Annotated in this window: 10 protein-coding genes; 5 read left to right on the top strand and 5 right to left on the bottom strand. The window is 72.5% G+C overall.

What is annotated here, in order from left to right:
• Positions 1–5: 5 nt before the first annotated feature.
• The 4 genes from OHS17_RS02305 (at position 6) to OHS17_RS02290 (ending at position 5,123) form a co-directional block, all read left to right on the top strand.
• Complete coding sequence (locus OHS17_RS02305) at positions 6–608, top strand: hypothetical protein (protein ID WP_330310812.1); 603 nt, start codon at positions 6–8, stop codon at positions 606–608.
• Between the two features lie 147 nt (positions 609–755).
• Entirely contained in the window at positions 756–2,204 is a 1,449-nt protein-coding gene (locus OHS17_RS02300) for a glycoside hydrolase family 76 protein (RefSeq protein WP_330310811.1), read from the top strand.
• 77 nt (positions 2,205–2,281) lie between these two features.
• Positions 2,282–4,615, top strand: coding sequence for an excinuclease ABC subunit UvrA (locus OHS17_RS02295; protein ID WP_330310810.1), 2,334 nt, complete (start codon positions 2,282–2,284; stop codon positions 4,613–4,615).
• A gap of 4 nt (positions 4,616–4,619) precedes the next feature.
• Entirely contained in the window at positions 4,620–5,123 is a 504-nt protein-coding gene (locus OHS17_RS02290; protein WP_330310809.1) for a GNAT family N-acetyltransferase, read from the top strand.
• A gap of 3 nt (positions 5,124–5,126) precedes the next feature.
• Here the strand turns inward: OHS17_RS02290 and OHS17_RS02285 are convergent, their stop codons facing one another.
• From OHS17_RS02285 to OHS17_RS02270, 4 genes are read right to left on the bottom strand one after another with little or no spacing between them, the layout of a single operon-like run.
• A complete protein-coding gene (locus tag OHS17_RS02285) occupies positions 5,127–6,041 on the bottom strand; it encodes a class I SAM-dependent methyltransferase (protein ID WP_330310808.1) in 915 nt (304 codons plus the stop codon).
• The gene (locus tag OHS17_RS02280) at positions 6,038–7,150 is read right to left on the bottom strand and encodes an NAD(P)-dependent alcohol dehydrogenase (RefSeq protein WP_330310807.1); all 1,113 of its coding nucleotides are present in this window, start codon (positions 7,148–7,150) and stop codon (positions 6,038–6,040) included. Before OHS17_RS02280 ends, OHS17_RS02285 begins: the two co-directional genes overlap by 4 nt.
• Positions 7,147–8,532, bottom strand: a complete 1,386-nt coding sequence (locus tag OHS17_RS02275; RefSeq protein ID WP_330310806.1) for an aldehyde dehydrogenase family protein — start codon at positions 8,530–8,532, stop codon at positions 7,147–7,149. The genes OHS17_RS02280 and OHS17_RS02275 overlap by 4 nt, the downstream gene beginning before the upstream one ends.
• Positions 8,533–8,540: 8 nt before the next feature.
• The gene (locus tag OHS17_RS02270; protein ID WP_330310805.1) at positions 8,541–9,296 is read right to left on the bottom strand and encodes a (5-formylfuran-3-yl)methyl phosphate synthase; all 756 of its coding nucleotides are present in this window, start codon (positions 9,294–9,296) and stop codon (positions 8,541–8,543) included.
• 173 nt (positions 9,297–9,469) lie between these two features.
• Here OHS17_RS02270 and OHS17_RS02265 point away from each other — a divergent pair, with 173 nt between their 5' ends.
• On the top strand, positions 9,470–9,757 hold the full coding sequence (locus OHS17_RS02265) for a hypothetical protein (protein WP_330310804.1): 288 nt from the start codon (positions 9,470–9,472) through the stop codon (positions 9,755–9,757).
• A gap of 66 nt (positions 9,758–9,823) precedes the next feature.
• Here OHS17_RS02265 and OHS17_RS02260 read toward each other — a convergent pair whose 3' ends face one another.
• Complete coding sequence (locus tag OHS17_RS02260) at positions 9,824–11,725, bottom strand: RICIN domain-containing protein (RefSeq protein WP_330310803.1); 1,902 nt, start codon at positions 11,723–11,725, stop codon at positions 9,824–9,826.
• Positions 11,726–11,847 lie beyond the last annotated feature (122 nt).

Genomic DNA, 11,847 nt, shown 5'->3' with positions numbered 1-11,847 from the left:
CGCTCATGGGGCTGACCTACGGCTACGACATCTACCTGCGCCCGCAGAACGTCGCCGGGGCGCTGGCCGCGCTGACGGAGCTGGCCCCACCGGATCCCGACGGGACTCCGCTCCACGTCACGCTGCCCGGCGGCGACCGGCTCACGCTCCCCTTCACCTCGGACTTCGGGAGCGCCCCGGTCGACTGCTCCGGGGGCGGCACACTCGACCTCGATACCACGCTCCTGTTCGGCCTGGACGACGCGGTACGCGCCTACGCCGACCGGCCCGGTTACGCCCCGGCGGCCGACGGGCGGCTGGAGGTCGGCTACATCTACGCCACGGTCCGCTTCACGTCCGCCCACCACCCGGGCTACGCGTCCATGGAGTTCTGGGCGGCGACCTCGGCGATGAGTCGCCTCTTCGAACGCTCCGCCACCGTCCGGGAGACGTTCACGGGTCTCGCGGCGGCCGCCGGGGGAGTGTGCTGCCTGTTCGACCTCGGCGACGGCAGCCCCGGCGAAGTGTGCTGGCTCGCCGGTGAATCGCTCCGGGCACCGATCGGCGGCCCCCGCTTCCCGGACGTGGACACGTTGGTCGCGGCCTGGCCGGACCCCGGCGCCGGGTGAGAGGCCGCGGCCGGGGTGGTGCTCTTCGCCGCGCGGCCCGTGCGCGCGCCGTTGACGTGCTCATGGCGCTTCGCTAGCGTCGGAGAGCGTTCTCCTGCGCGTCGGCGGAGCGCTCTCCGCCGCCCCCACTCGTTCCGGGAGCCCTCCATGAATCCTGCGCGTCCCCGGGCGGCCCTCATCGGCGCCGTACTGACAACGTTGTCCGCGCTTTTCGTGGGCGCCGTGCCCGCCGCCGCTGCCCCGGAGGCTGCGGTGTGCAACAAGTACTGCGACGCGCGGGACCCGGCGCTCAGTCCGCAGGACCGGATTCCCGTCACGGCCACCGTCGACTCCCGCACGATCGCCCTGCACATCGACGACACCGACGCGATGGGCTGGGGCTCCCTCGACAACGGCGGGGCGGGCGACCACGTCTGGCTGGACCGCTCCATGGACGGCGGCAGGACCTGGGCGTCCGGCAGCAAGCTCGGCGACACCGCCGTGCCGTCCGGGGGCCGGGGCTGGCGCACCCAGATGTACAACGTGGACGACTGGAACACCCAGGGCGTCGGAGCCCTGCGCGCCTGCGGGCAGCCCGCGGGCGGCGGCGCCATCGCGTGCACCCCCTGGGCCCGCACCACCTGGAACGCGGGCAGCAGGAGCACCGCCGCCGCGACCGCCCTGATGATGTCGTACGACCGGGGCACCAAACTCTTCGGCGGCAACGGCTGGTGGACGGCGGCCAACGCGCTGACCACCGTCATCGACAACATTCGGATCACCGGCATGGGCAGCTACCGGTACGCCATCGCCGACACGTATGACAAGAACATCAACGCCCAGGGCGGCCAGTTCCGCAACGAGTACCTGGACGACACCGGCTGGTGGGGCCTCGCCTGGATCGCCGCGTACGACCTGACCGGGGAGAGCCGCTACCTCGACACCGCCCGGGCCGACGCGGACCACATGTTCGCCAACTGGAACGGCACCTGCGGCGGCGGGGTCCGGTGGAACACCGACGGCAACTACAAGAACGCCATCACCAACGAACTCTTCCTCGGCCTCACGGCGGCCCTGCACAACCGCATCCCCGGCGACACGGTGTACCTGGACCGGGCCAAGAACGAGTGGGACTGGTTCCAGCGCAGCGGCATGATCAACGGTGACCGCATGATCAACGACGGCCTGGACGGCAACTGCGCCAACAACGGCCAGCCCACCTGGACCTACAACCAGGGCGTCGTCCTGGGCGCGCTCACCGAACTGCACCGCGCCACCGGCGACCAGGCCCTCCTGACAACCGCGCGCGGCCTCGCCGACGCGTCCACCGTCCGGCTCCAGACCGACGGCGTCCTGCGCGAGCCCGGCGAGGGCGACGGCTGCACCGGGGACGGCCCCAGCTTCAAGGGCGCCTATGTGCGCGGCCTCGGCGCCCTCAACCGCGCGCTCTCCGACCACCCGTACGCCGCACCCCTCACCCGCTGGGCCGACGCCGCCCACGACCGCGACCGCAACGCCCTCGACCAGTACGGCCCGCACTGGAACGGCGGCGGCGGGACCACCGACTACGGCTGCCAGCAGAGCGCGCTCGACCTGCTCAACGCAGCCACCGGCTGACCCTCCGGGGCGCCCGGCACGCGAAATGCCGGGCGACGTCACCCGGGAGGGCGCAGGTGGCTGAGTACGATCCCCGGATGAGCGATGCGCATGCGGCCGGGGTGATCCGCGTGGTCGGCGCGGCGACGAACAACCTCCAGGACGTCACCGTCGACGTCCCCAAGAAGGCGCTCACCGTCGTCACGGGGGTGTCCGGCTCGGGCAAGTCCTCGCTGGTGCTGGACACGATCGCGGCCGAGGCCCAGCGGCTGGTCAACGACGCCTATCCGACGTTCGTACGCAACCGGCTGCCGCAGCTGCCCGCGCCCGAGGTCCAGTCGATGGACGGGCTCACGTTCACCGCGCTGATCGACCAGCGCCGCTTCACCGGCAACGCCCGCTCCGTCGTGGCGACCGCCTGCGACGTCGCACCGCTGATGCGGCTCGTGTTCTCGCGGATCGGCGAACCCTCCGCCGGGTACACACCCGCGTACTCCTTCAACGACCCGACCGGGATGTGCCCGAGGTGCGAGGGCATCGGCACCGTGGTCGACATCGACCCGGCCGAACTCATCGACCCGGAGAAGTCCATCAACGAGGGGCCCGTCCGCTTCAGCCTGTTCCGGCGGGGCGGATACCGGTGGAAGCGGTTCGCGTACAGCGGTCTGTTCGACCGGGACAAGCCGCTGAAGGACTACACGGACGAGGAGATGGACCTCTTCCTCCACGCCGAGCAGCTGAAACTGCCCGACCCGGAACCCGAGTTCCCGAAGACCGCCCGCTTCGACGGCGTCATCACCCGCATGCGCGACACCTTTGTCAAGAACCACCCGACGAAGATCTCCGCACAGGTCCGCGAGGAGCTCGACCGCATCACCACCCGGCACACCTGCCCGGAGTGCCACGGCGCCCGGCTCAACGAGGCGGCCAGGGCCAGCCTGATCGACGGCCGTTCCCTCGCGGACTGGTCGGCCATGTCGGTCACCCGGCTGCGGGAACTGCTGGCGGACACCCATGACCCGCGCGTCGAACCCGCGCTCGACGGCATCCGCGCCACCCTCGACGCCCTCCGCTCCGTCGGCCTGGGCTACCTCTCGCTGGACCGGACCTCCTCCACCCTCTCCGGCGGCGAGGCCCAGCGCGTGAAGATCGTCCGGCACCTGGGCAGCGCTCTCACCGACGTCACCTACGTGTTCGACGAGCCCTCGGTCGGCCTGCACCCCGTGGATGTCCACCTCCTCACCCAGTTGCTGCTGCAACTGCGGGACTCGGGCAACACCGTGCTGGTGGTCGAGCACCACCGGCAGCTGATCGGCATCGCGGACCACGTCATCGACGTAGGCCCGGGCGCCGGGGCCGACGGCGGGCGGATCGAGTTCGAGGGCACGCCCGACGCGCTGCGCGCGAGCGGCACGGTGACCGGGCGGCTGCTCGGGACCCCGCTGAAGGTCGCGACCAAGGCCCGCCCGTGGCAGGGCTCCGTCGTCGTCCGCAAGGCCCGGGCCAACAACCTGACCGGCTTCGACACGGAGATCCCGCTCGGCGTCCTCACCGCCGTCACCGGCGTCGCGGGCTCCGGCAAGAGCTCCCTCGCCACCCAGGAACTCCCGGCCCAGCAACCCGGCTTCACCGTCGTGGGCCAGGACCCGCTGCGCGGCGGACAGCGGTCCACCTCGCTGTCCATCCTCGGCGTGGCCGACCACGTCCGGGGCGCGTTCGCGCGGGCATCGGACCTGGACCCGTCCTGGTTCAGCTTCAACTCCAAGGGCGCCTGCCCCGCCTGCCGGGGCAAGGGCCACCTCACCACCGAGCTGGCGTTCCTGGACGACGTCTCCACCCCGTGCGACGTGTGCGGGGGCCTGCGCTTCAACGACACCGCCCTCGCCGTCACGGTCGGCGGCAGCACCATCGCCGACGTGCTCTCCATGGCCGCGCACGCACTCGCGGACCTGTTCCCCGACGACCCCGGGATCGTCGCGGCGATGTCCTGGCAGCAACGCGTCGGCCTCGGCTACCTCGCCGTCGGCCAGTCCCTCGACACGCTCTCCGGCGGCGAGAAGCAGCGCCTCCTCCTCGCGCGCCACCTCTGCGGCGTGGACGACCTGTCCGGCGAGCGGATCGTCCTGGACGAGCCGACCACCGGACTGCACCCCAGCGACGTGGACCGGATCAACGTACTCTTCGACGACCTGCTGGACGCCGGGGCCACGCTCGTCGTGGTCGAGCACAATCTCCGCGTCGTCGCCCGCGCCGACCACGTCATCGACATCGGGCCCGGGGCCGGCAGCGACGGCGGCCGGGTCGTCTTCACCGGCACCCCCGCCGCCCTGCTCGGCGACGACACCTCGCTGACCGGCCGCGCGCTCCGGCTCGCCTCCGCACCCGCGACCCGGCCTCGGCGAAAGGCCGCCCGGGGCCGTACGGCAGAGTAGGGGCATGCCGACCTACACGACCATGCCGTACCACCTGGAGACCGAGCGGCTGATCCTGCGCCCCTGGGCCGAATCCGACGCCGCCGAGTTCAGCGAGCTGCTGTCCGAACGCGGCGAGGAGAACTACACGGTCGAGCGCGCCCGCAAGGGCATCGCCGGTCTCCTCGCCGGCACGGAGGACACCGGCATCGCCCTCCTCCCCATCCAGCGCCGCGAGGAGGGCGACTTCATCGGATACTGCGGACTGATCATCGGCCGCTCCACCCTGGAGGAGCCCGAGATCGCCTACGAGCTCTTCCGGCGTGCGCACAACCAGGGTTACGCCACCGAGGCAGCCCGCGCCGTGCTCGGCGCCGCCGCCGCGACCGGGCGGCGACGGCTCTGGTCGACCGTCCGGACGTGGAACGAGCCCTCGCTCCGCGTCCTGGAGAAGCTCGACTTCGTACGGGATCACATCTCCACGGACGAGGACGGCGAAATCGTCTGGCTCACGCGCGAGTTGCCGTAGTGATCACGTCCGGCGCCGATACGCGAACACCCAACGGTTCCCCTCCAGCGCGTCGTTCGGCTCCGGCAGCGGGCCGCGCCCGTGGCGACGGGTGAACTCGAAGGGCGTGTGCGTCGACGCGGACCAGCCCCGCATGGCGAGCCGCCCCGCCGAGTCGGGGCGCGGGCCCGGGTCGAAGAGACCGAGCAGGTCGATGCCGATCTGCTCCCGCGTCGCCGTGTAGATCGCGCTGTCCCGGTACGCAAGGAGGTCCGCCTCCAGCTTCGCCTCGAAGGCCAGGGCGCTGCCCTCGGTGGCGAGCAGGTCCACCGTGTCCACGAGATACGTCTCGGCGGGGCCCGGCAGATAGAACAGCAGCCCCTCCGCCAGCCAGATGCTCGGCGCCGCCGGGTCGAAGCCGGACGCGGTCAGCGCGGTGACCCAGTCGTCGCGCAGATCCACCGGAACGAGCACCCGGTTCACCCTCGGCGCGGCCGACAGCTCCGTCAGCACCTGGTGCTTGAAGGCCAGCACGCCCGCCCGGTCGACCTCGTAGAACACACAGTCCGAAGGCCAGTCCAGCCGGAACGCCCGGGTGTCCAGCCCGGCCCCGAGCAGCACCACTTGGCGGGCGCCCGTGAGCACCGACCGCACGACGAAGTCGTCCAGGACCCGGGTCCGCAGCCCGAAGTAGCGGGCGAACCGGCCCCACAGCGCGTTCCCGTCCCCGTCGGGCACCTCCTCGATGCGCACGGGCCACCCGGCGCAGGCGGGGGCCGCCCGTACGAAGTGCTCGGCGTACATGTCGCGGGCCAGGCTGTCACGGCGGTGGGTCTCGATCGCGCGGGCGGCGGCGACCAGCAGAGCGGTCAGCCCCACACCCCCGTCCACGCCTTCCGCCGCCAGGTCCTGGGACGTCGTACCGCATGCCTCGTTCATCGGCTTCTTCCCTCCGGGATCAGGACGGGTTTGACCACCCGGCCCGCTTCGCAGTCGCGTTCGGCCTCGTTGACGTCGGCCAGGGGATAGGTACGGATCAGCTGGTCGAAGGGGAACCGCCCGGCCCGCCACAGCTCCGTCAGTACGGGGATCAGCAGCCCCGGCACCGCGTCCCCCTCGCAGATGTGGCGGACGCTCCGGCCCCGGTCCAGGGTGCCCGGCTCCAGCGACAGGGCGCTGTGCAGCCGTGCCACCAGACCCAGCGTCCCGGTCGGACGCAGCGCCCGGAGCGCGTCGTTGATCAGGGCGGGCGACGCCGTCGTGTCCAGCGCGTACCGGGCGCCGCCGTCCGTCAGCCGGCGGACGCGCTCCGGCAGCCCGGCCGCGTCGGCGGACAGCGGGACGGCCCCGAACCGCTCGGCGAGCTCCAGCCGCCGCGGCAGCCGGTCCACCGCCACGACCGGCACACCGGACGCCACCGCCGCCATGACCGCGGCGAGACCCACCGCCCCGGCGCCCAGGACCAGCAGCGGGTCGCCGGGCCCGGCGCGGAAGGTGTTGAGCACCGCCCCAGCCCCGGTGAGGAAGCCGCAGCCGAGCGGACCGAGCAGTTCGACGGGCAGCGCGGGGTCGACGCGCACGGCGTTGCGGGCGGACACGAGCGCGTACTCGGCGAACGAGGACTGGCCGAACCACCGGGGAGCCAGCGCCTTCCCGTCCGCGTCGCCGAGCCGGGGCGGTTCCTGCGCACGGCCGCCGAAGAGGTTGAGGGCGGCGAAGGAGTCGCAGTACGCGGGGGCCGCGCCCCGGCAGTTCCGGCAGTGCCCGCAGGAGTCGAAGCTCAGCACCACAGGGTCGCCGACGCCCGTCTCCGTACCGGGCCCGCCGCCCGACGCCACGACTACCCCGGCTCCCTCGTGGCCGAGGACCGCCGGGAGCGGGCTGCGCCCGGCGGACCGGCGCACCGCGAGGTCGGTCCGGCACATCCCGGCGCCCGCGATCTCCACCAGCAGCTCACCGGGTGCGGGTTCGGTGTGCAGGACGACATCCTCGACCGCGAACGGCTCCTCGTACCCGCGCAGCACCGCCGCCCGGAATCTCCTGGTCATGGCACCTCCGGGCGGTGGACGACGAACGGCCGCAGATTTCCGTACAGCCCCCACGGCCCGCCCGCGACGCCGACCCCGCTGTCCTTGATCCCGGCGAACGGCTGGGCGAGCGACAGCTCCGCGTGGTGGTTGATCCAGGCCGTCCCGCATTCCAGCCGGTCCGCGACCGCCTCCGCTCGGTCGAGATCGGTGCCCCAGACGGAGCCGCCGAGGCCGAAGCCCGTGCCGTTCGCCGCGTCGACCGCCTCGTCGACGCTCCCGTACGGCAGCACGGGCAGGACCGGACCGAACTGCTCCTCCGTCACCACCGCGCTGCCGGGCGGCACATCGGTGAGGATCGTCGGGGCGAAGAAGTGGCCGGGTCCGTCCAGCCGGTGCCCGCCGGCCGCGGCCCGGGCGCCGTCGGCCAGCGCCCGTCCGGTGAGCTCGGCCACCCGGGCCAGCTGCGGGGCGTTGTTGACCGGGCCGATGCGGGTGTCCGGGTCGAGGCCGCTGCCCACCGTGACGGACTTCGCCCGCAGGGCCAGCGCCTCGACCACCTCCGCGTGCAGCCGGGCGGGGGCGTACACCCGCTTGACGGCCATGCAGACCTGCCCGCAGTTGCGGAACGCGGCCCAGAACAGCCGGTCCGCGACGCCCTCCACATCGACGTCGTCCAGCAGGACGGCCGCGTCGTTCCCGCCCAGTTCCAGGGTGACCCGGGCGAGGGAGGCCGCCGCCCCCTCGGCGACCGCCCGCCCGGTGGGCACCGAACCGGTGAACGTGACGTGCCGGATGCCCGGATGCGACGCGAGGCGCGCCCCGAGGGGTTCGCGCCCGGTGACGACGGTCAGCACGTCCTCGGGCAGGGCGGTCGCGAGAACGGACCCCAGCAGCCGGGTGGCGAGCGGGGTGTACGGGGACGGTTTGAGGACCATCGTGTTGCCCGCCGCGAGCGCGGGTGCGAACTTCGCCGCCGCCAGTTGCAGCGGGAAGTTCCACGGCACGATCGCCGCGACCGGCCCGACGGGACGCCAGCGGACCTCGCTGCGCACGGGCCGGCCGTCGCTGATCCGCCGCGTCCTGGGGGCCAGGTCCGCGAAGTACCGCAGCCGGGCCGCCGTGCGGGCGACCTCGGCATACGACTCGGCCAGCGGCTTGCCCTGCTCCCGGGTGAGCAGCCGCGCCAGCTCGTCACCGGCCGCCTCCACGGCACCGGCCGCGCCGAGCAGCGCGTGCGTCCGGGCGGCGGCGTCGGCCCGCCACCCGGACCAGGCCCGGTGGGCTCGGCCGATCACCGCGTCCAGCTCGTCCGGCCGCATGTCGGGGGCCTGGCCGCAGGTCTCCCCGGTGGCCGGGTCGGTGACGGGGATCCCGCGCCCCGCCTCTTCGAAGGTCGGCATTCCGGCGGTCAGCCCGCGAGGGTGACGCCGGCCGCGAACTCCCGGGCGTGCCGGTCCATCTCCGCCCGGAACGCGGCCACCAGATGCGGCTGGATTCTTCCGGCGTTGCGGTCACCGCCCTCGCAGACCGCCCCGCGCACCCCCACGATGTCCGTGCCGATACGGGTCAGCGTGGCGAGGTCCGCCTGCTTCACGCTGCCCGCGAGGGCCGCGAGCAGCCCGGAGGCATGGGCGAGACCGACGAACTCGGCGCAGACCTCCGGCGGTACGTGGTCGAACAGCCGCGTGCCGTCCTTGATCGCCGTGTCGAGCATGGCCGCGTCGGCGCCGGACCGGGCCGCGATGTCGGGCAGCGCGAGCGGGTTGACGCAGCCGACGCGGTGGGCGTCGGCATAGCCGGAGGCGACGACCAGCGCCTCGGGACGGTAGTCCTTCACCGCCCGCACGACCGCCCGCATCACCTCGATCCCCTGGTCGGGCGTCGTGCACCCGTAGAGCCCGACCTTGATGTACGTGGCACCCGAGACGACGGCCCCCAGCGCCGCCTGGGCCACCGTGCCGGGCTTGTACGGGACGTCGCCCACGGTCGCGGAGACCGGTTTGCCGGCCGGGACCGCCTCCCGGATCTCCCTGATGACCCAGGGGAAGTTGGCGCCGAGCGACCCCTCGTCGGGCTTCTTCACATCGACGATGTCCAGATACTCCGCCGCCTTCGCACAGTCGACGGCTTCCTCGACGCTGTCCGGAGAGATGAGAAGCAACACCTTGGGCTCCTTCCGCCGCAGGGGTGCGGATCACCAGGTTGACCTGCGGTGTGCTCATCATTTCCGCCGCCCACGGGCCCCGGTAGAGCGTGCGGAGACCCCCGGGAGCACGGCGGCCCAAGCGCACAGCGCCGCACGCCCCGGCGCGCGGAGGCACGTGGGATCATGCGGGGATGAGCGGAGACCTGGAAGTGAGCGCACTGGCGGTCAACATCACGGTCCCGCCGGAGCTCCGCTGGACCGACACCCGGCGCGGGAAGGAGTTCCAGCTCACCACCCTCAACATCCGGCTCCTCCCCGACGGCCACCTCGCCGCCAAGGCGTACGGGCGACCGGTGGAGGGCGGACGGGGCGCGTACGTGTCGTTCCCGGTGCCCGACCGGCCCGAACTGGCGGCCCTGATCGCCGAGGGGGCGAGCCGCGCCGGCACGCTGTGGGCCGCCCACCGCGGACTCGGCTGAGGCCGGCGGCGTATGCGCGAGGCCCCCGTGAGCGGACCGCTCGCGGGGGCACACGGCCGGGGGTGCTCAGCTCTCCAGGGAGAACGTCTGCGCCGCCGATCCGTCGCACGGCTGTTGCGAGAGGTGCGCCCCGTTGGCGGTGGACCCGTCGTCCACGGCCAGGCACTTGCCGCTGTTGCGGGCGACGAAGCGGTAGCGGCCGGCCGCGCCGGAGGGCTCCGCCCGCCACTGCTGGTTGGTGCCGCCCACGTACGACCACAGGTGCACGCGGGTGCCGGACGCGGTCGCGCCGGGGCCGCCGTCGACGTCCCACACCTTGCTGTTGTGCCGGTTGACGACCTGGTAGGTGCCGTCACCTGCGGACCGGAACTGCCAGCCCTGGTTGGCGCCGGTGGTGCAGCTCCACTGCTGGAGCGCGGTCCCGTCGGCGGTGCCCCAGTCGGCGGCGTCCAGGCAGGCACCGCTGCCGGCGTTCTTCACCCGGTACCAGGCGGACTGGTCGATGGAGCCCGTGGGCGGCTCCGTGGTCCCACCGTCGGTCCCGCTCCATACGAAGGTGCCGACCGCGCCCGCGGGCAGCGTGTAGACCAGCGACCTGCCGTTGTCGGTCAGCGAGAACTTCTGCGCGCTGGTGGCCGAGTTGACGACGTACGCCGCACGGGTGCCGTCCGGGTTCTGGAAGGCGACGTTCTCCACCCCGCCGTTGCCCTGGCTGGTCGAACCGATGCGGGTGGCGCCGGGCTTGACGAACTTGGAGAGCTGACCCAGCACGTAGTACTCGGCGTTGCGCGTCACGTTGCCGTTCGCGATCTCCACGACGCCGTTGCAGCGGTCCGAGCAACCGCCTTGGTGCGGGCCGCCGTTCTGGTCCAGGGCCAGGTTCCAGTCGATGACCGTCTCGCCGCCGTTGCGCATGTTCTGCACGACGAGGTTCTCGGCGTGCCACTTGAGGGTGTCGGCGAACGTGGTGGAGCGGTCGGCGCTCTCCGTACCGGAGCACTCGGTGAAGAACACCCGCTTCCCGGCGTTGACGACCTGCTGCTGGGCGGAGGGATCGCCGCCGTAGCAGTGGAACGCGGCGCCGATGACCCGGCTCATGCCCGGGGTCCCGTTGAACACCTCCAACGGGTAGTTCGGGTGGTCCCAGTTGTGGTCGAAGGCCAGCAGGTTCGTCGGCAGGTTCGCCGCCGTCAGCGTACGGTCGAGCACCTTGAAGAAGTCCGCCTGCTGGGACGACGTCATGGTCATCGAGGGGTAACTCGCCGCGAACTCCGGCTCGTTCTGCACGGTCAGGTCGGTCAGCGTGATGCCCTGCTGCCCGTACGCCTTGATCGCCTTGACCAGGTAGTCGGCGTACGCCTGGTAGCTGTCCGTCTTGAGGCTGCCGCCGTTCAGCGCGTTGTTGGTCTTCATCCAGGCGGGCGACGACCAGGGGGTGCCCATGAAGCGGATGGCCGGGTTGACCGAGGTGGCCTGCTTCAGGACCGGGATGATCTCGGCCTTGTCCCGGTCGATGGAGAAGGAGCCGCGGGTGTCCTCGTACGTGTAGAGGCTGTTGTCCGCGTTGAAGTCGCTGCTGCCGAGCGGCTGGCGCAGATAGCTGAGCCCGATGCCGTCGCCCGCGGACGAGAACAGCGAGCTCATCAGCGCGTTCCGCTTGTCCTGCGGCAGGCCCTGGATGAGGTGGGCCGAGGCCCCCGTGACCGAGGCGCCCGCGCCGGTGAACTTCTGGCCCTTGCTGTTGGCGTCGACGCGGATGTCGACGCTCTGCGGCGAGCCCGTGAAGGCGACGGAGCCCTCGGCGGACAGTCTCTTCGCGCCGTCGGGGGTGGTGACCCATACCTGAGCCGTCGGGTCGGCGGCCTGTGCGGCCGTACCGCTGCCGGCCAGGCCGACGGCCGCGACGGCCATGGCCAGGGCCGCGCCTGCGGCGCGCGCCCGTGGGCGCGGGGGAGTGTCGTGGGACATGTGCGGCTCTCCTTCGGTCATGCCTGGGGGAGGACATGGCGCGTCCCTCGGACACCGTGTCAGGGCGCGGGCTCCGTGGACGACGGCGATATGAAAGCACACCCACTAAGTGGTTAGTAAGT

The sequence above is a fragment of the Streptomyces sp. NBC_00523 genome (genome assembly GCF_036346615.1).
GTDB lineage: Bacteria > Actinomycetota > Actinomycetes > Streptomycetales > Streptomycetaceae > Streptomyces.
Note: the sequence above shows the minus strand (reverse complement) of the source record. Positions and strands in the feature narration are given on the sequence as shown.

What these genes read in the sequence shown, in the direction of transcription:
- OHS17_RS02275 (WP_330310806.1), bottom strand. Translation starts at nt 8,532, where the DNA reads ATGCCGACCTTCGAAGAGGCGGGGCGCGGGATCCCCGTCACCGACCCG.
- OHS17_RS02260 (WP_330310803.1), bottom strand. Translation starts at nt 11,725, where the DNA reads ATGTCCCACGACACTCCCCCGCGCCCACGGGCGCGCGCCGCAGGCGCG.
- OHS17_RS02295 (WP_330310810.1), top strand. Translation starts at nt 2,282, where the DNA reads ATGAGCGATGCGCATGCGGCCGGGGTGATCCGCGTGGTCGGCGCGGCG.
- OHS17_RS02265 (WP_330310804.1), top strand. Translation starts at nt 9,470, where the DNA reads ATGAGCGGAGACCTGGAAGTGAGCGCACTGGCGGTCAACATCACGGTC.
- OHS17_RS02300 (WP_330310811.1), top strand. Translation starts at nt 756, where the DNA reads ATGAATCCTGCGCGTCCCCGGGCGGCCCTCATCGGCGCCGTACTGACA.
- OHS17_RS02305 (WP_330310812.1), top strand. Translation starts at nt 6, where the DNA reads ATGGGGCTGACCTACGGCTACGACATCTACCTGCGCCCGCAGAACGTC.
- OHS17_RS02280 (WP_330310807.1), bottom strand. Translation starts at nt 7,150, where the DNA reads ATGACCAGGAGATTCCGGGCGGCGGTGCTGCGCGGGTACGAGGAGCCG.
- OHS17_RS02285 (WP_330310808.1), bottom strand. Translation starts at nt 6,041, where the DNA reads ATGAACGAGGCATGCGGTACGACGTCCCAGGACCTGGCGGCGGAAGGC.
- OHS17_RS02290 (WP_330310809.1), top strand. Translation starts at nt 4,620, where the DNA reads ATGCCGACCTACACGACCATGCCGTACCACCTGGAGACCGAGCGGCTG.